Origin of the sequence: Maribacter sp. TH_r10 (genome assembly GCF_033101095.1) — a bacterium.
Classification (GTDB): Bacteria; Bacteroidota; Bacteroidia; order Flavobacteriales; family Flavobacteriaceae; genus Maribacter_A; species Maribacter_A luteus.
On record NZ_JAWMPY010000001.1, the window covers coordinates 480,186 to 499,704 of the forward strand.

Here is a 19,519-nt window from a genome sequence, read left to right on the forward strand (position 1 = left end):
TAATCCTACATTCTAGTTATTATTCCACCGAATACTGTTTTTTCATCCATTTTTGTGGGGTCGCCATATACTAAAACCTCTCCACCGGCTTTTACAGTAGCCTTTACATAATCAGAAGCATAAATTTCTGCTTTAGAACCTGCATTGACATTTATGGTAGAAAACTTTGTAATCAAATCTTTTCCTTTATAAACGCCTCCTGTATTAATCGCTACGTCTTGTAGTTTAGCCGTTCCAGAACTTTTTATAACCCCACCCGTAACGGCTTTTATCAACAATTGCTCTACATTCGCATTAATATTCAACTCGCCTCCTTCTTGTGCTTTAAGTTCCAAAACATCCTGGGTAATGGCTTCTTGAGAAGAAATCCTTGCATCTTCATTTACATCTACTACCACTATTTTATCCGTGTAATACAGATCTATAAAAGTTCTATAACCGCTGAATATTTTAGTTATCTGCATTCGTATTTTTAAAATGCCAGCATTATTGACAATCACAACATTATCAGTATTTACGCCGGAAATAACAGCTTTATTTTCAGTGGATTTGATTAGATTTATAGACAAACCATCAAAAGCTTTCACCTCTGAAAATGGTTGAAGATCCTGGGTAATTTTATCGTCCTGAGCTACTGATATTTGACAAACAAATAAGAGCACCACAAGCCAAACCAAATTTTTCATTGTTTCAGTTTTTAGGTATTTTCTTACTAACTTAAACAAATTCTATTCCAAAAAACGAATTTATTCGTTCTTTCCGATGAGTGAAAAGTCTAGATGGCGTTTTATAAGATCTGTATTTTTTACCATTACTATGACTTCATCCCCTAATTGATATGATTGTTTGGTACGCTCACCAACAATGGCGTATTCCTTTTCATCAAAGATAAAATAATCCCCTTTTATATCACGTATTCGTACCATGCCTTCGCACTTATTCTCGATAATCTCGACATAGATGCCCCATTCGGTTACCCCTGAAATAACACCGACGAATTCTTGGTCCTGATGATCCTGCATAAACTTGATCTGCATGTACTTAATGGAATCACGTTCCGCGTTGGCCGCCAAACTTTCCATATCCGAAGAGTGTTTACATTTATCCTCATATACTTCTTCCTTGGCTGAAGCACCATTATCTAAATAATGCTGTAATAAACGATGTACCATTACATCGGGATATCTACGAATTGGGGAAGTAAAATGAGTGTAATAATCAAAGGCTAAACCGTAATGGCCTATATTATCGGTGGTATAAATGGCCTTACTCATACTTCGAATGGCAAGGGTATCTACCAAATTCTGTTCTTTTTTACCCTTAACATCCTCGAGAAGCTGGTTTAAAGAGGCACTTATCGACTTTTTGTCTTTAAAGTCCAACTTATGTCCGAACCTTGAAATAATCGAATTCAGGGCAATTAACTTATCTTCATCGGGATCGGCATGTGTTCGGTAAACAAAGGTTTTCTTTGGCTTCTGTTTTCCAATGAACTCAGCTACTTTACGATTGGCAAGTAACATAAATTCCTCAATTAATTTATTGGCATCCTTGGCTTCTTTAAAATAAACACTTTCAGGTTCATTGTTTTCGTTCAAATTAAAACGAACCTCAACCTTATCAAAGGAAATAGCGCCTTGTTGCATTCTTTTATCCCGCATGATCTTCGCTAACTTATCCATTATCAAAGTAGCCTTTACAACATCATCTGAAACCGTGTAAGCTCCTCCACGAATAGATATTTCGTCAGGTATACTACCATTACCATTCTCAATAATATGCTGCGCTTCTTCATAGGCAAAGCGTTCATTGGAATCTATAACGGTTCTACCGAACCATTGATTTTGGATCTGAGCTTTACCGTTCAATTCAAAAATTGCGGAAAATGTATATTTTTCCTCGTTTGGTCGTAAAGAACAGGCATTATTAGAAAGTACTTCGGGCAACATGGGTACTACACGATCTACAAGGTAAACCGAGGTTGCCCTATTATAGGCCTCATCATCCAATAAAGTATCCGGTTTTAAATAATGCGATACATCGGCAATGTGTATTCCTATTTCATAATTACCATTATCCAAAATCTCAAAAGAAAGGGCATCATCGAAATCCTTTGCATCTTTAGGGTCTATCGTAAAGGTAAGTACCTTTCTCATATCCCTTCTTTTGGCTATTTCCCCAGGTTTTATCGATGTATCTATTTTATTGGCATATTGCTCAACCTCATGAGGAAATTCATAAGGTAAACCATACTCCGCCAAAATTGAATGTATTTCTGTCTGGTGTTCCCCAGGTTTACCTAAAACATCGGTAATGGATCCGAAAGGCGAATCCGTATTATCTGGCCATTCCGTTATTTCAACAATTACCTTATCACCATCTTGGGCACCGTTTATTTTTTCTTTTGGTACGAAAATATCGGTGTACATTCTAAAATCTGAAGGTCTTACAAAAGCAAAGGTCTTTTGCATATCCACGATACCCACGAAAGAGGTTTTGTTTCTTTCTAAGACCTTGGTAATTTCACCTTCCAATTTTTTTCCTTTCCTTTTCGGGAAAATATAAACCTCAACGATATCTTTATGAAAAGCTTTCTTTAATTTATTAAAAGGAACGAAAACATCTTCATCCATTCCTTCCACAATAATATATGCATTGCCTCTACCTGTTATATCTACTTTACCCGTATGGTATGTTTTAGTGGATGGAACTGCTTTGAAATGACCTCTGGTCTCTTCCAAAATTCTTTTTTTCTCTTTAAGTTGGGTAAGTTTTTTTATTAGCTGATTGCGTTCATTGGCATCAGTAACACCGATTCTTTCGGCTATTTGTTTATAAGTGAAACCTTTTTTAGGGTCTTTTTCAAGTACGGTAAAAATTCCTTTGGTTATTTCGTTTATTCTATGGTTTCTTGCTTTCTTTTTCTTCTTCGACATTAAAATTCTATTTGAGTGGAAAATTACAAATTATAATCCATTACCTATATGATACATATTACCTTAAGCTTTATTTTACATTGATCAATGTTATCAACATATATTATATATATCTATTTTTCTTTTATTAATTAAAAAACAAAATGATGTTTATGATTGCTTGTTAATAGTAGTTATAAAAAAATGTTTAAAAAGTAGGTTTGTTGTATTAAAACAGTTTATTGACAACTTATCATTTTATATTTCTTTTATGAATCAGGGGATTATAAATTTTATCAACGCATATTGATAACCTGTTTCAACATTAAATTATTGATAAGTATAAGTTGATTTATTGTTAACTACGAACAGAATTAATTTAATATCTTCCTATTATTTTCTAAGAAGTAAATTCTTTTCTTATAGTATTGTTTTGTACAACAAAAAGGAATGGTAATAACAAAATTTAGATACTACTATTTTCTACTTATTTATAAACAAGTTAACAAATGATAAAGGAGAGATAATAACATTGTAATTTGATTATAATATACTATTAACGTGAAAGCTTCTTTATTATTGTGGATAACAATGTTATTGTACCTTTGTATATAACATACCCTTATTTTATTATCATGAAAATTTCTATAGGTAACGATCACGCGGGAACAGAATATAAACTAGCAATTATAGGTCTATTAAAATCGATGGATATTGAAGTCACCAATTATGGTACCAATGGTAGTGATAGTGTAGATTATCCTGATTTTGTGCATCCTGTTGCAGAAGATGTTGAGCAAGAAAAAGTGGATTTTGGCATAATAATATGTGGCAGTGGCAATGGTGCGTCAATGACCGCCAATAAACACCAAAAAATACGTTGTGCCCTTTGTTGGAACAAAGAGATCGTGCAATTGGCCCGAGAACACAATGATGCGAATATTTTGAGTTTACCGGCAAGATATATTTCTTTACCCCAAGCCTTGGAAATGGTACAGGTATTTTTGAATACCAATTTTGAGGGCGGAAGACATGAAAGACGTATTGAAAAGATACCTTGTTCATAAAAAGCAGATTTTTATATTTTTCGATTTGATGAATTTTTTTCATCGAACCTTTTAATTATTCTTATGGCACATCATCATCATTCACATGCCCATACAGACCTAAAAGGAAAGAACCTTATTATATCTATATTCCTGAATATTCTTATAACGGTTTCCCAGGTTATTGGTGGACTTATTTCAGGTAGTTTATCCCTATTGTCAGATGCACTCCATAATTTCAGCGATGTACTTTCTTTGATCGTGAGTTATGTTGCGACCATCCTCTCCAAGAAGAAGGCTTGTACCAATAAAACATTCGGATATAAAAGGGCAGAGATCATTGCAGCTTTCGTAAATGCCGCTACATTGATTATCGTTGCCATTATATTGATAAAAGAAGCAATAGAGCGTTTTTTAAATCCTATACCTATTGAATCTAACCTTGTTATTTGGTTATCCCTTTTAGGAATTGCAGCCAATGGTTTCAGTGTTTTATTGTTGAAAAAACATGCTGATAATAATATGAATATGAAATCGGCTTATTTACATCTTTTAACCGATATGTTGGCTTCTGTTGCCGTATTGATAGGGGGGTTGTTAATGAAATTCTTTCAAATGTATTGGGTTGATCCAACTTTGACCTTGGCTATAGCCGTTTACCTAATATTCATGGGATACGATCTCTTAAAAGAATCGACTAGGGTACTCATGTTATTTACACCAAGTACCATTCATGTTCAAAATATCGTTGAGGCCATTAGTAAAATTGAACCTATAAAAAATGTGCACCATGTGCATATTTGGCAATTGAACGAGGATGAGGTTCATCTTGAGGCCCATATAGATTTTCAAAAAGATATAAAACTTTCCGAGTTTGATGTTATTTTGGATAAAATAGAGGAAGAGGTATACCATAACTTTGGAATAAATCATGTTAATATTCAGCCTGAATTTGGTAAATGCGACGCCAAACAGATAATCGTACAAGATTAATAATGGACATAGTAGTAAAAGAATTCGAAGCACTTTCAATACAAGAACTATATAGCACATTACGACTACGGTCCGAAGTTTTTGTGGTTGAACAGGACTGTGTATACCAAGATATAGATCAAAAAGATCAAAAAGCACTTCACGTTCTTGGAATTAAAAACAACGAGGTAGTCGCCTACACCCGAATATTCAAACCTGGTGATTATTTTAAAGAAGCCAGTATAGGTCGTGTGGTAGTCAAGGAATCAGAACGAAAATATGGCTATGGTTATGAAATTATGAATGCTTCCATACAAGCTGTTCAGGATAATTTCAAAGAAACCACCATTAAGATATCAGCACAGAAGTATCTTAAGAAATTCTATAATTCTTTAGGATTTATAGAAATTGGGCAAGAATATCTAGAAGATGGTATTCCCCATATAGGTATGTTAAAAAAGTAATTGGAAGCTATTTAAATACGAATGGGTGATTTGTTGGTAAGGTTAATATCTTCAAGCATATTATTGGTGAATTTGTAATGCCCCTTAGTAGTGATAATTCGAAAACGATTCGATTTTAGTCGACTCAAAGTATCCAAAAACAACCATTTAGATTTCAATAGCAACGGCTTTTCAGATTTTAGGCTGATTTCAAAAATATATTTGATTCCGTTTTTCAGCGCTACGATGTCCGGGGTAATTTTAACACCGCTTTCTTTTCGAATGTAAGATTTTGGGGTTTCGTACCCTTCCATATCAGCTTTGATATTTTCAAAACCAGTTGCTTCCAAATGGTGAATGGACTTCTCTAAAAATTCTAAATTCTCTGTTTTATCTATTTTGATCATATTTCCAAAGTAGTGGAAAATTCTTATAAAAACAAATTTTAAGTATTGATTAACAATGAATTAAGTTAAAATAAATTTTATTAAATAAGGTAATTGGATCTAATTTTCAACAATAGGAACCCTTCCTAGTTGATCATTATGGTTTTTGTAAGGCGTATGTCTTCAGAGGAACTGCCTATCATGATGTCGAATTCTCCCGATTCTATCGAATATTCCATATTTTTATTCCATAAACCGAGTTCTTCAATCGGTATGGAAAATTCAACCTTCTTGGTCTCAGATGGTTTCAGCTCAATTTTCCTAAATTCTTTCAAAACTTTTATAGGAGTGGTAACCGAACTGATTTTATCGTTGATATATACCTGGATTACTTCTTTACCTTTTCTTATACCAATGTTCTTTATGGCCATTGATATGTTTACGGACTCTTTCCTATCAAGCTTTGTATTTTCTACTTTTAAATCGGAATATTCGAACTGGGTATAACTTAATCCATGACCAAAGGGAAATAGGGCATCCGGTGAGGAAAATACATAATCCCTTCCTGGTTTTTCTTTTGTTCCCCTTTTGTAATAAAAACCCTTACCTGAGGGTTTCGTATTATAAAAAGTTGGCACGTGCCCTACACTTTTTGGTACCGAAACCGGTAATTTTCCTGACGGATTCACTTCCCCAAAAAGGATATTCGCAACGGCATTTCCTCCTTCTTCCCCAGGATACCATGCCTCGACAATAGCAGGTATATGTTCTTTTTCCCATTCAATTGAATAGGCACGCCCATGAACCATGACCAATATTATAGGTTTACCTGTATCATATATGGCCTTAATCAATTCTGGTTGAATGCCTGGCGGTGTTAAGGAGGTTCTATCAAAACCTTCTCCCGAAGTTGCATAATCACCGGGAATATCCTTTCCCCATCCAATACCCGATAAGGTCATACTTGTTCCCCCAATCACCAAAACAACAACATCACTTTGTTCTGCTGCTGCCACGGCTGCAGGGATATCACTATTATCGAGACCGGTAATGGTACACCCTTGGGCGTAGTTTACTTTAATAGTATTGTTTACATAATTCTTTATTCCCTCCAAAATGGTTACCCCAGATGCATTATCCTTAGTGGCACTATAATCTCCATATTGAACCTGATCCGCGTTGGGACCTATAATAGCGATTGAATTAAGGTTGGAAGTTTTCAAAGGCAATAGGTCATTTTGGTTTTTAAGAAGTATTATCGATTCCTCGGCTACTTCACGTGCAAGGTTTTTTGCTTCTTGAGTATGAACCATATCCGAAACTTTTTTAGGGGCGTTATAAGGTTTTTCAAAAAGACCTGCTTTGAATTTAGCGGTAAGAATGTTAGTAACTGCTTGATCGATCAAAGAGATATCTATTTTACCATCTTTTATAAGTTCTTCCAATTCTGAAAATGCATAGGGTTTTGGTGCTTCAAGATCAATACCTGCCTTTATTGCTTCAATAGCGGTCTCTTTCTTGTCATGGGTTACTTTATGAAAATGTTCTAACATCCAAATAGCCTCATAATCAGAAAATACATAGCCTTTAAAACCCAATTCATTACGAAGAATATCTTTCATTAGATATTCATTGCTATGTAGTGGAATGCCATTAAGTTCATTGTAGGCAGGCATAACCGAATAAATGTTTGCTTCCTGTATTACCTTTTTGAACGGATATAAGTGTAAATCCCTCAAATCCCTTGGTCCAACATTATTAGGTCCCAAATTAATACCTGCAATCGGTGTGCTATAGGCTACAAAGTGTTTAGCCGTACACATAAGTTTATTATCCGGTATATGTTCTTTTGTTACCTCTGGATTTCCTTGCATACCGATTACAAAAGCTTTTCCCATTTCGGCTACATGAAAGGGGTCTTCCCCATAACATTCTTCAACCCTACCATATCTTGGGTCCCTAGCCAAATCAAAAAGAGGCGATAAGGCTTGATCAACACCAGAAAGGCTCGCTTCGTAAGCAATATGGGCACTCATTCTTTGTATAAGTTCGGTATTCCAAGTACTTCCTTGCGCAATGGCCTGTGGAAAGATGGTAGCGCCAAAGGCCAACTGCCCATGCAGGCATTCTGCAATTTGAATGGCAGGTATACCCAGTCTTGTATTATTACGAAGATAGTCATCCGCAGCTTCAGAAAGCTTTGCGATTTGGTCTACTCCTATAAACGGACTCTCCAGACAACCAATGCTTTGTCCTTGAAATAAACTATCCAAAGAACTCGGACTTACTTTTTCATTTTTGTCGAATCCTAAGGAAGATAAGCTTACCATCTGCATCTGTGAGATTTTTTCCTCCAATGTCATACGGCCCAACAGATCATTGACTCGGAGTTCAACCTCAAGATTACTATCCATATAGGGTAGTTTATCCTTCTTCTTTTGAGAATAGCATACCGTTATGAGGCTTAAACATGCTATGGTAGTAGTAATATATTTGAATAACCGCATAGAAGTCATTTAAAAAAATGAATAATGAAAATGGTGTTTTGTACGTTGTGCACAAACACAAAGTCGATGTTTAAAAGTAATGATTTGGGACGGATTTTAGCCTAGATTTCATAACTGATTAGAAGGGTCATGAAAATATAAAAACATTTAAATCAAACGTTTGGCAACTCCGTTTTCAATCAAAAAATCGAGTTTCAATATCAGATTCAAGGGTTTTTCGGCTTTGTTCTTTGTTGATGAATACAGATAACCTTCTGAATGGGAATGCAGCTCTTTCAATACAAACTTCCCGTGTTTCCCATTGACCTCTTTTTGATAGTTTTCCAGGTTTTCTTGGGTGAGGTTTTTTGTTTTCAAAAAGGTAAGAAGGTTGGCTCGGTTTACCATTGTGATTTTACAGGACGTATAGCGCTGGGGTTCATCGGAATAGATGGCGGTAACCAGTGCATAGAAATCGGTTTTTTTACTAGGGTCAAACAGCCAGCCTTGTCTTAGACTTCCATTTTTTTGATAACTCAGCTCAAAAGCGAATGTGGGTAAATCGTCATTTATGTAATCCAATTGTGCTTTTTCATCAATATAAAACGCTTTTTGATTACTTTTTTTCGTAAAGATCAAGTCCACACCCTTAAGCTGTAGATTCAGGTCCGAAATGCGTTCAAAATCATAAAACCTCAAGTGTTTATGGTAAAGGCGATCTAAAAGCGTAGAAAGCTGCGTTTCCTTTTGTAGATCACTTTTAAAATTACTCGCATCCACAATTTAGTTGTTGATTTTACCGAAGAGTGTTTTTCCTATTTGTGCAACCACCCCAACGACCAAAGCATTGCCCATAAAAAAAGCACGTTTCGTATCCGAGATGCCATCCAATCGTGTATGATTGTCCGGGAACATGTTCAACCGTTCCAGTTCCACAGGGGTTAACCTTCGCAACCCTTTGTTGGTTTGTACCACATGTTTAAATCGTGACGGACTACGACCACCTTCCCCGGTGATAATGGTACGGGAGGCATTGTCCAAAGCATCGGGGAAGACCATGGCCCCTTCGCTATAGTTGTATTCAAAACCGCTTTTTGCCGTTCTAATTTCCCTCTTGGCCCCTTTTAAATATTCCCACTTGGGGTATTCTTCCGATGGTACAAAAAACTCCTTTGTAACTTCTCCATTTTGAAGTACATCACCTAATACCGTTCGTACTCCGTCATAATTTGGAGTCGTCTTTGCCGTAAAAACTTTTCCATTAATAAAGGCACCACTATTGGCAAAAGGGGATAACTTTTCCCCTTTATTGAAGTGCTCTGAAATCTCCACCAAATCGTTGGTTAAGGTGAAATCGTGAAATTGTTCCAATGTACTGTTTATCGGGAAAGCACTTGCCATGGTACCATCTGTGGTAATCCAGTCTTTTTTATCCGCTTTGTTCAGCCTTTTATATAACGGGGTAGATTTATGGTATCCTATAAAAAATATGCGTCTACGTCTTTGGGGCATTCCGTAATCCGCTGCATTGATTACCCTCCATTCTACCGCATATCCTAAATCATCCAAGCTTTTGAGCATTATGGCAAAATCACGCCCACGTTGCGTCGATGGGGATTTTAACAGACGGTCTACATTTTCTAGGAATAAATATTTGGGAGGTGCCTTTTTTTCTGAAAGAATACGATGTATAGACCACCATAAAACGCCCTTTTTACCAATTAATCCTTTGGAGTTCTGCAAAGTCGTCGCCACGGAATAATCCTGGCACGGAAATCCACCGACTAAAATATCGGCATTGGGTATGTCATCTGTTTTAACTTCAGAAATATCTTCATTGCTATGGTTTTTGGCACCAAACCGGGCCTCATAAACCATTGATGCATGTTGGGTTTTTGTTGAAGGCTCCCATTGATTGGACCAAACCACCTCATAACCACCCGTGCTTTCAAGCCCTAATCGAAAACCACCGACTCCTGCAAAGAGTTCTATGACCTTTAATTTTTCCATTGGAGGCTAAATTAGCGAAAAACGGTTAAAAGAATAGTACATTGAAATGGGAAGGATAAAAATCATTATCTACTTTTGAATAAAAATAGATGTATATGACTTTCAAGTGCGTTTTCAGGTATGTATTCATTATCTTTTTCTTGTTGGAAGGATGTGAGGTAAAGGAGGATACAGGTATTCCCTTTCAGCAACAGATCACCGATGTAAAAAATGAATACGCACCGGATAAACGGGTAGCCCTTTTTAATGTAGAGGCCATTAGGAGCAGTGATTCTTACATCTTAAAAGGGGAAAGCAACCTACCCAATGCGGTCGATGCCTTAAAATTGAAGTTAACTGCTAACAAAATCGATTTTATTGATAGTGTCCAGTTGTTGCCTTCGAAGGGACTTAAAGGGGAAACCCAAGCCGTTATTAACATTTCCGTGGCCAATCTACGTAGCCAACCTAAACATTCTGCCGAATTGGCAACACAAGCTACTTTGGGTACACCGGTCAAGGTCTATAAAAAAGAGGGGGATTGGTTTTTAATACAAACCCCCGACCAATATCTTTCGTGGGTCGATGCCGGAGGTATTCAATTAATGGATTCCTTATCGATAGTGGAGTGGAAATCATCAGAAAAGATTATTTATAAAAAAACGTATGGACATACCTATTCCAAAAGCGATAAAGAATCACAGGTCGTCTCTGATATTGTGGCAGGTGCGGTTTTGGAAACAATAGGTCAAGTATCCGATTTTTTTGAGGTCAGGTACCCTGATGGGAGAACGGCTTTTGTAGCTACCGATGAGGCACAGCAATATGATCAATGGTTAGGGCACCTGAATACGACAACGGAATCCTTGGTGGCGACTTCTAAAAAATTAATGGGAGTTCCTTATTTATGGGGAGGTACATCGACCAAAGGGGTGGATTGCAGTGGCTTCACAAAAACCATCTATTTTTTGAACGGAATGGTCATTCCCCGTGATGCTTCACAGCAGGTACATACAGGTAAGCCCATCGATTCCACCAAAAACTTTGAGAACTTGATCAAAGGGGATTTGTTGTTTTTTGGTCGTAAGGCAACAGATTCCACAGCTGAAAAAGTGGTGCATGTGGGTATGTGGATCGGTAATAATGAATTTATCCATTCTTCGAATATGGTGCGTATTAGTAGTATGGATCCAAATGCCCCTAATTTTGATCCGTGGAATCGAGATCGATATTTACGTTCCAAACGTATTTTGAAAGAAGAGGAAGACGGGTTGATAAATCTAGCGAATACCCCGATTTTCAAAGATTAATCAAAATATCTTCTGAGCAACCTCATAACTGAAGGGTAATAAGATCTTCCCAATAAATTCAAATGTACCAAGAGGTAATACAATTGGTATAAATCGGTTCGTTCCCCAACACCTTTGGTGATAGGGAAATGTTCTGCATAAGCGTTATAAAATGAAGTTCCAAAACCACCAAAAAGGCGTGTCATGGCCAAATCTACCTCAGCGTGTCCGTAGAACACTGCTGGATCGATCAAATAAGGGATACCTTCGTTACTTATGAGATAATTTCCAGTCCAGAGATCACCATGGAGCAGGGCTGGTTTTATTTCGGGAAAGAATCGCTTACAACCTTTTAAAAGTGATTTTTCTGTAGGAACTTCATTGAAGTGCAACAACTTTTTATCCAAGACCATTTGAAGTTGGGGAAGCAAACGCTCATGTACATAAAAATATGTCCATTCAGTATGATAGGTATTTGATTGTGGTAGGCTTCCGATAAAATTGTTCTGTTTCCAACCAAAGGAATCACCAACAGGGAAAGAATGCATTTGGGCCAATTGATGACCAAAGGTCTCCATATCCTTTTGGGTCGGTTTTTTTGTTTCTATGAATTCCATCAATAAAAAACAATTTCCTTCAAATTCCCCACATCCTAAAATTTGCGGTACGCTAATGGTTTTACTATGGTCAATGATCTTTAAACCATCTTTTTCCGCAATGAACATTTCCATTGCAATAGCGCTGTTGTTTACCTTACAGAAGAAACGTTGTGTTGGTGTATATATACAATATGCCTTCGAAATATCGCCTCCACTTAAAACTTCGACCTTTTGGATGGTACTTTCCAATATTTGTCCCAAATGGGATTTAAGACCTGAGGATAGCATAGTTTACTTACCTTTATAATTACCTAATTTAAGGTAATTGAATTTATTCAGTAGTTAGGAAATTCCGAATGTCTTTCGATAATTTTATTAAATCCGGTTCATGAACATACATCATATGGCCTGCTTCATAATAGGTCATTGTGACCCTTTCTTTTACGATACCGTTTCTGGCAAAAGTGTATTCAGCATCAAAAAATGGGGTGATCAAATCATAATATCCACTAGCCACCAAGACCTTCATATCGGTATTTCGCCTCATAGTTTCACCCAAGGATCTGGAAACATTTACCGGTGCGGGCTCCCAGTAACTGCCTTCAGGTACGGTTCTCCAGCGCCATTTGCTACCGATTTTGCTGTTTGAGGTCAGATAAGGCCTGTCCATTTCTATATGTAATGAAGAAGCATAATAATGGTTCAAGGCAGCGGTATACGCCGAACTTATTTGATAACTGGAGGCATCTCCCAAATGTGGGTTTTCTGAAAGCTTATCGGCCTCATCACCCATGAAACGCCCATCTAACCGCCCTATTGAAAGTCCCTTATCAGCCAATAATTGTTTTTGAAAACGATGCATTAGAATACGAAGGTCAGACCTAAGGATATAGTCTTTGTCCAATCCAATGAAATAGGACATTTTTTCAGCTATGGAGTTTTTTTCACTATCGGTCAATAAAGATCCCCGGTATAATGCCGGAGTATAAACATCATAAGTGAATTTACGGCACTCTTCTATAAAATCCTCTAGGTTTTTACCTTGTCCGGCCTTTTTATGGTACCAGGCCGTAGCTGCCATACTGGGCAAATAGGTCACATAAGAGGTAATATTGTTATGTATTGATGTAGAACCGTCATAATCCAGTGCTTGGGAAATAAGTATGAGTCCGTTCAAGGCCATATTCTGTCCGTTTCCCTCCAATGCTTTTCCTACCGCTGCGGCACGGGTAGTTCCGTAACTTTCACCTGCAATATACTTTGGGGAAAACCACCGCTTGTTCTCGGTAATCCATAATCGTATGAATTGGGCAACCGAAGAAGCATCTTCCTTTAAACCCCAAAAGTCTTTTTCTTTACCCTTGCCAACAACCCGGCTATAACCCGTACCTACAGGGTCTATAAATACCATATCGGTGAGGTCAAGAAGACCATTTTCATTGGTTTTTAGGTCATAAGGAGCGGCACCATCATCTTTTTTGGCATCGGAGTCGACCTTTACGATCTTTGGGCCGAACAAACCCATATGTAACCATACGGAAGCCGAACCTGGTCCCCCATTGAAAATAAACGTTACAGGTCTTTGGGCACTATTCACCATAACATCTTGTGTATATGCGACCGACCATATGGAAGCTATAGAGTCTCCTTTTTCATTTTTTAGATAGGTTTCCTTGGCTGTAGCCTTATACGTTAAGGTCTTGCCACCAAAAACCCCTTTATGGGTAGTAACGAAACTTTGGGGTTTTGGAATGGGTTCTACTTTAGGGTCTTCTTTTTCTTTTTGTGCCATTAAAGAAATATGCGATGCAATAAAAAGGGCAAGTAGTAGTTTTTTCATTTTCTGGGTCGGAATATGTGTTCGTTGTACCGTAAAATGTCTTTCTGGTATATTGATTTTCCTTTAGAAGGCATTCGGTGAATTAAAAGTACTTAATCATGACCATTATTCCTCGGTCTTACTTCCAATTCTGTGGAAATAAAGCTCATAAAACCTAAAAACACAATGTCAAGTCTCGATTAGTTCCAAAAATGGATAGGTAGTGACTATTATAAATTGGGAAAAAGAATATTTAACCAAAAGGGTTTTCGTGTAATATTTATTGCAATATGCCCTTGTATTTGTTATCGTTGGCCAATAACTCTTTTGCTGCCAAAATAGCCTCGTCATGGTTCAAATAATACGTAAATAACCCTTCACGGTAGAAGTATCTTTTTATGATTTCATCCTCTAATTTTTTCTTGATCTCTTTATGATATTTGTCCAAAGCGATCAACTTACTTTTTTCAATCTCATTTAATAAAGATCTATAGTTTTCCTTTACTGAATCACCCAGGATATCATCGTTCTCACTTGACATCGCTTCTTTAATGGCTTTTTCAGACTTTGTTTCATAAGCAAAATTACTTTGGGCGACAAAAGATTTGAACGTATCGAAGTCTGTGTCAGATAAGGAGAAATCATTTACACTTTCAATACTATTTGTGTAATAGTAATCGGTTGCATAATCAAAAACAATATTGTTTTCATCCAATGCCTTCAATAACGAATTGGTATTCAGTTCATCAATAAGAATATCGGGTAAAACCCCACCACCGTCCTGGACCTTACGTCCATTCCTTGTTTTAAATTCATTGAATTGTGTTTGTCTTACCGCATTGCCATTTTCATCCCTATTCCAATAATCCAAGGATTGTATGCACCTTCCTGAAGAAGTGTAGTATCGGCTAATGGTTACTTTCAATTGCGTTCCATAAGTAAGTTTCATAGGCCTTTGAACCAGACCTTTTCCAAAACTACGGGCACCCATGATCACGGCACGATCTAAATCTTGAAGACTTCCGGAAACGATCTCACTGGCCGAAGCACTGTTGCCGTTAACCAAAACCACCAAGGGAATTTCAGTGTCAACGGGTTTATGTTTGGTCCTGTATTCCGAATTGAATTTTTTAACCTTCGATTTGGTGGTAACGATCAACTCCCCTTTTGGAACAAAAAGATTGGTTACGTTAATGGCCTCTGATAGCAATCCCCCAGGGTTTCCACGAAGGTCCAAAATAATCTTTTCCGCACCTCTTCCTTTAAGATCCAACAAGGCATCCTTGGTTTGCGCAGAAGCTTTGGCATTGAATTTGGCCAAGACGATAAAGCCAGTCTTCGCATCTACCATATCATAATAGGGTACGGCATCTACCTCTATGGATTCACGTTTAATGGTTGTGGTGTTCGTCTTACCTTGCCTTTTGTACGTTATTTCCACTTCGGAATTGTTCGCACCTTTAAGAAGTTCGCTGGCATTATCATCAAAATCAGCGACATTGATATTTCCGATTTTGACTATTTCATCCCCTGCTTTTAATCCCGCTTTGTCGGCAGGGTAATCTTTATAAGGCTCTATGACCAACAATCGGTCATTATATGAACGAACCACTGCCCCGATACCGGAATATTCCCCTGCGTTGTTTATTTTAAACGCCTCTACGTCCTGCTCGTTCAAGAATTTGGTATAGGGATCTAATTCATTGAGCATGTTTTTTATGGCAGTATCCATCAATTCCGCAGGATTGGTCTCATCCACATAATTCATGTTGAGTTCCTTAAAAAGCGTGGTAAAAATCTCTATTTGTTTCGCTATTTCGAAAAAATCACTTTTAAAACTACTACCAACAAGTAAAAAAGTTATCGCCAATACCGGGATAAGTACCTTTTTCTTAATCAACTTTTGCATTATCGATTTTATTTAGAAATTTCTGAAGAATTGCAAGCATGCCTTTTTCAACCTGTTTATACGTGGGCATGTCTTTGCCAAGATATAAAATTAGAAACGTAAAGTTTCCCTCACTATTGTTAAAAACCAGATGTTTGTTAAGTCTGTAAGTCTCTCGTAGTAATCGTTTTATCCGATTTCGTTTCACGGCACTTTTAAAATTCTTTTTAGGAACGGCCACTCCGGTTTTAAACCGTACTTCCAGAGGTTCGTCCATTTTTAAATATATAAGTTTATAAGGAAAACTCGAGAGGTGCTTTCCTTCCTTGAAAAGTTGTTCGATCAACTTCTTGCTCTTCAACTTTTCTTTTCTGGGAAAAGTAAAGTTGTGTTTTTCTATGTTGTTCGTTTTTATGGAATCCTGACTTAATGGGGTAAAACCCTATTTTAAATATGCATAAAGACATTCTTTATACCATGATGCAAAAGTAAAGAAAATTCGTTGCATGGGTTTTTATGACAATTGTCATTTGTACGCAGCATAAAAAGGTTCTATCTTGTATGGAATAATGCCTATTTTGCAATAACTTGCAGACTTTAATACAATTGATAATGGGAGAATTGAATGTTGAGAAATTAATTGGCAATCCTAACAAGGGAATGTACCTTAAACAGCTGATCGCTGATATAAAAGCATTGGAATTGATGCTCGAGAACGACATGTTCGAGAAAGATGTTTCAAGAGTAGGGGTAGAGCAAGAGTTTTGTTTGGTAAATGAAGAATGGGAACCTGCGAAAAATGCCGATCAGATATTGGAGAAATTGAATGAAAAGTATTTTACTTCTGAATTGGCGCTTTATAATCTTGAGATTAATTTGGAGCCTGTGGAATTCAAAGGTGAATGCTTTTCAGAGTTGCACGGTAAGTTGAAAGAACTTTTGGATCAAGCCCAGAAAGCTGCCGAGGAATTCGATACCAAATTGGTCCTTACGGGTATTTTGCCCACTATTAGGTCAAAGCATTTAAAATTGTCGTACATGACACCTGTAAAGAGGTATCAGGTACTGAACGAAGCAATTACCGAGGTTCGTAAAAACGATATAGAACTGCATATAAAAGGAGTGGATGAGTTGAACCTTAAACACGACTCAATCCTTTATGAAGGCTGTAACACGAGTTTTCAAGCGCATTTGCAAATAGATCCGAATAATTTTGCTGAAACCTATAATTGGGCCCAAGCCATTGCCGGTCCGGTTTTATCCATATGCACCAATTCCCCCTTGTTAGTGGGTCGAGAGCTTTGGGAAGAATCACGTATTGCACTTTTTGCACAAAGTGTAGATACAAGGGCAAGCACCTTTATTCTTAACGAAAGGGAATCTAGGGTAGGTTTTGGGAATGATTGGGCCGAAGGATCGGTCGTTGATTTCTTTAAGGATTCCGTAATCCGATTCAGGAGCTTGCTGACCACTGATTTCGATACCGATAGTTTAACGGAACTTGAAGAAGGCAATGTTCCTAAATTGAAAGCATTGAAATTGCATAATGGTACGGTTTATAAATGGAATAGGCTGTGTTATGGCACCACCAACGGTAAACCCCATATGCGATTGGAAAACAGGTATTTGCCATCCGGGCCTTCAACGGCAGATGAGATTGCGAATATGATGTTCTGGGTGGGGTTAATGAAAGGAAGACCAAAAGAGTTCGATAATATCCATACCAAAATGGATTTCAAGGACATAAAGAGTAACTTCTTCAATGCAGCTAGATACGGAATGGCGGCCCAGTTTTATTGGGACAATAAATTGATATCAAGTCACGATCTTATCCTAGACCATTTATTACCCATGGCTTATAGGGGATTATATAGTATGAATGTAGCCCCCAAGGATGCCGAAAACTATTTAAGGATGATCAAACATCGTGTACGATCAACCAATGGTTCACGATGGATGGTTGAAGGATTCAGAAAATTAAAAAAAGAATATAAGACCTCTGACGCCCTGAAAATATTGACTGCCACCATATACGAAAGACAGCAAAAGGGTTATGCGATCGATGCATGGCAATTACCAAGAGGCGATGAGTTCAGGGTTCCCAAAGAGAACAGGAAAATCGGGGAACGTATGAATATCAAAATGATCACCGCCCAGGAAAATGACAGTTTAGAATTGGTGTTGAGCATGATGCGTTGGAAGGATATTCACCATGTACCCATTCTTAATGATCATATGGATTTGGTAGGTCTTCTTACATGGACAGATGTTGTCAAGTATTTGGATCGTCCCGAAGACCATGGCGAAACCATTAAGAACATCATGCAACGCGATTTGATAGTTGTTGATCCCGCTACACCATTGGAAGAGGCACAGGCCCTTATGCAGAGCAATAAGATAAATTGCTTACCCATAGTACGTAACAATAGGTTGATCGGTATTGTCACCTCCAAAGATCTTTGACAGATGACTGAAACCCCGAGCCCCAAGATCGATGTAAAGACCAAACGTTTTATTGGTCAAATCCAAGGGGAGACTCCGGGACCTGTTTTGATATTTTTCGGGGGAATACATGGTAACGAACAAGCTGGGGTTACTGCCCTCGAAAATGTCCTAAAGGAATTGGGTAAAGGCGATTTCAGTTATCATGGTAGTCTTTATGCCATTAAAGGTAATTTACCTGCATTATCAAAAGGTAAGCGGTATCTGGATAAGGATTTGAACCGAATTTGGACGAAAACAGAAATAGAAAGGATTCAGAACAGTGACTATGAACATCTTTTGAACGAAGAGAAGGAGTTGCTGGAAATATTTATACTGGTTCAAGGTATTTTGGAAACTGAAAAAGGACCTTTTTATTTTATCGATTACCATACTACCTCTAGTAAAACACTGCCTTTTATCACCATTAACGATGCTTTGATCAATAGGAGGTTCTCAAAACTATTCCCTGTACCCATAATTCTTGGTATCGAGGAGTATTTAGAAGGACCTTTGTTGAGTTACATTAATGAAAGGGGTTATGTTTCCTTAGGTTTTGAATCGGGTCAACATACCGAGGATGCTTCGATCAAGAACAGTATCGCATTTACTTGGTTGGCCATGGTGTATAGCGGATTTTTAAACAAATCCAACATCAATAACTTTAAAGGGTACTATGGGCAACTTCAAAATTCCGCTGGGAACGACTCCAATTTTTATGAAATAGTTCACCGCCATGCCCTTGATGACAATAGCGAATTTAAAATGATGGCTGGGTTCCATAGTTTTGAGGAAGTGGTTGAGGGAACCCCCATAGCCATAGAAAATGAAGAGTTCATAGAAGCGGAGAAAGATACCATAATCTTTATGCCTTTGTATCAGGAACAAGGTAGTGAAGGCTTTTTTCTGATACGCAAACTCCCATTTTGGGTACTCGCCTTATCCGCTTTTTTAAGAAGGATTAGATTTGGCACCCTTTTACATTATTTGCCCGGTCTTTCTTGGGCCAATAAAGAAAAAGAATCCCTTATGGTCAATACAAGGGTCGCTACTTTCTTCACAAGGCCGTTTTTTCACCTTTTAGGCTATAGGAACCGCATTATAGACAAGACCCATTTTATAATGAACAATCGGGAGCTTACAGCAAAAAACGGGATGTATAGAAATACCTGGTGGTATAGGATCACTACCCGAAAATCGATTTAA

General features: G+C 37.5%; 16 protein-coding genes. 6 read left to right on the forward strand and 10 right to left on the reverse strand.

Annotated elements, in window-relative coordinates; translation table 11 throughout:
* Positions 1-5 precede the first annotated feature (5 nt).
* Positions 6-686, reverse strand: a complete 681-nt coding sequence (locus tag R3X28_RS01985; RefSeq protein WP_317662004.1) for a head GIN domain-containing protein — start codon at positions 684-686, stop codon at positions 6-8.
* A gap of 60 nt (positions 687-746) precedes the next feature.
* Positions 747-2,936, reverse strand: a complete 2,190-nt coding sequence (rnr, locus tag R3X28_RS01990; RefSeq protein ID WP_317662006.1) for a ribonuclease R — start codon at positions 2,934-2,936, stop codon at positions 747-749.
* Positions 2,937-3,550: 614 nt separating this feature from the next.
* Between rnr and rpiB the strand changes: the two genes are divergently transcribed.
* From rpiB to R3X28_RS02005, 3 genes are all read left to right on the forward strand, one after another.
* Positions 3,551-3,982, forward strand: coding sequence for a ribose 5-phosphate isomerase B (gene rpiB / locus R3X28_RS01995; protein ID WP_154366110.1), 432 nt, complete (start codon positions 3,551-3,553; stop codon positions 3,980-3,982).
* A 63-nt stretch (positions 3,983-4,045) separates the two neighbouring features.
* Positions 4,046-4,954, forward strand: a complete 909-nt coding sequence (locus R3X28_RS02000) for a cation diffusion facilitator family transporter (protein ID WP_317662009.1) — start codon at positions 4,046-4,048, stop codon at positions 4,952-4,954.
* A 2-nt stretch (positions 4,955-4,956) separates the two neighbouring features.
* Positions 4,957-5,397, forward strand: a complete 441-nt coding sequence (locus tag R3X28_RS02005) for a GNAT family N-acetyltransferase (protein WP_317662011.1) — start codon at positions 4,957-4,959, stop codon at positions 5,395-5,397.
* Between the two features lie 11 nt (positions 5,398-5,408).
* Here R3X28_RS02005 and R3X28_RS02010 read toward each other — a convergent pair whose 3' ends face one another.
* From R3X28_RS02010 to dcm, 4 genes are all read right to left on the reverse strand, one after another.
* Positions 5,409-5,783 (reverse strand): hypothetical protein, encoded by a 375-nt coding sequence (locus R3X28_RS02010; protein WP_154366116.1) that lies wholly within the window; start codon positions 5,781-5,783, stop codon positions 5,409-5,411.
* A gap of 125 nt (positions 5,784-5,908) precedes the next feature.
* On the reverse strand, positions 5,909-8,176 hold the full coding sequence (locus R3X28_RS02015) for a glycoside hydrolase family 3 N-terminal domain-containing protein (RefSeq protein WP_317662013.1): 2,268 nt from the start codon (positions 8,174-8,176) through the stop codon (positions 5,909-5,911).
* Positions 8,177-8,416: 240 nt separating this feature from the next.
* Positions 8,417-9,028, reverse strand: a complete 612-nt coding sequence (locus R3X28_RS02020) for a hypothetical protein (protein ID WP_317662015.1) — start codon at positions 9,026-9,028, stop codon at positions 8,417-8,419.
* 3 nt (positions 9,029-9,031) lie between these two features.
* Complete coding sequence (gene dcm / locus R3X28_RS02025; RefSeq protein ID WP_317662017.1) at positions 9,032-10,258, reverse strand: DNA (cytosine-5-)-methyltransferase; 1,227 nt, start codon at positions 10,256-10,258, stop codon at positions 9,032-9,034.
* Positions 10,259-10,353: 95 nt separating this feature from the next.
* Between dcm and R3X28_RS02030 the strand changes: the two genes are divergently transcribed.
* The gene (locus tag R3X28_RS02030; RefSeq protein ID WP_317662019.1) at positions 10,354-11,547 is read left to right on the forward strand and encodes an SH3 domain-containing C40 family peptidase; all 1,194 of its coding nucleotides are present in this window, start codon (positions 10,354-10,356) and stop codon (positions 11,545-11,547) included.
* Here R3X28_RS02030 and R3X28_RS02035 read toward each other — a convergent pair.
* The 4 genes from R3X28_RS02035 to rnpA form a co-directional block, all read right to left on the reverse strand.
* Complete coding sequence (locus tag R3X28_RS02035; RefSeq protein WP_317662021.1) at positions 11,544-12,413, reverse strand: fructosamine kinase family protein; 870 nt, start codon at positions 12,411-12,413, stop codon at positions 11,544-11,546. The two genes, R3X28_RS02030 and R3X28_RS02035, sit on opposite strands and share 4 nt — an antisense overlap.
* Positions 12,414-12,456: 43 nt before the next feature.
* Entirely contained in the window at positions 12,457-13,965 is a 1,509-nt protein-coding gene (locus R3X28_RS02040) for a S10 family serine carboxypeptidase-like protein (protein WP_317662023.1), read from the reverse strand.
* A gap of 259 nt (positions 13,966-14,224) precedes the next feature.
* Positions 14,225-15,853 carry a S41 family peptidase gene (locus R3X28_RS02045; protein WP_154366128.1) on the reverse strand — a complete coding sequence of 543 codons (1,629 nt, stop codon included), beginning with the start codon at positions 15,851-15,853 and terminating at the stop codon, positions 14,225-14,227.
* A complete protein-coding gene (gene rnpA, locus R3X28_RS02050) occupies positions 15,837-16,247 on the reverse strand; it encodes a ribonuclease P protein component (RefSeq protein ID WP_317663047.1) in 411 nt (136 codons plus the stop codon). The genes R3X28_RS02045 and rnpA overlap by 17 nt, the downstream gene beginning before the upstream one ends.
* A gap of 197 nt (positions 16,248-16,444) precedes the next feature.
* On the opposite strand from rnpA, the gene R3X28_RS02055 reads away from it, so the two are divergent.
* The gene (locus R3X28_RS02055; RefSeq protein WP_317662024.1) at positions 16,445-18,295 is read left to right on the forward strand and encodes a CBS domain-containing protein; all 1,851 of its coding nucleotides are present in this window, start codon (positions 16,445-16,447) and stop codon (positions 18,293-18,295) included.
* A gap of 3 nt (positions 18,296-18,298) precedes the next feature.
* The gene (locus tag R3X28_RS02060; protein ID WP_317662025.1) at positions 18,299-19,519 is read left to right on the forward strand and encodes a succinylglutamate desuccinylase/aspartoacylase family protein; all 1,221 of its coding nucleotides are present in this window, start codon (positions 18,299-18,301) and stop codon (positions 19,517-19,519) included.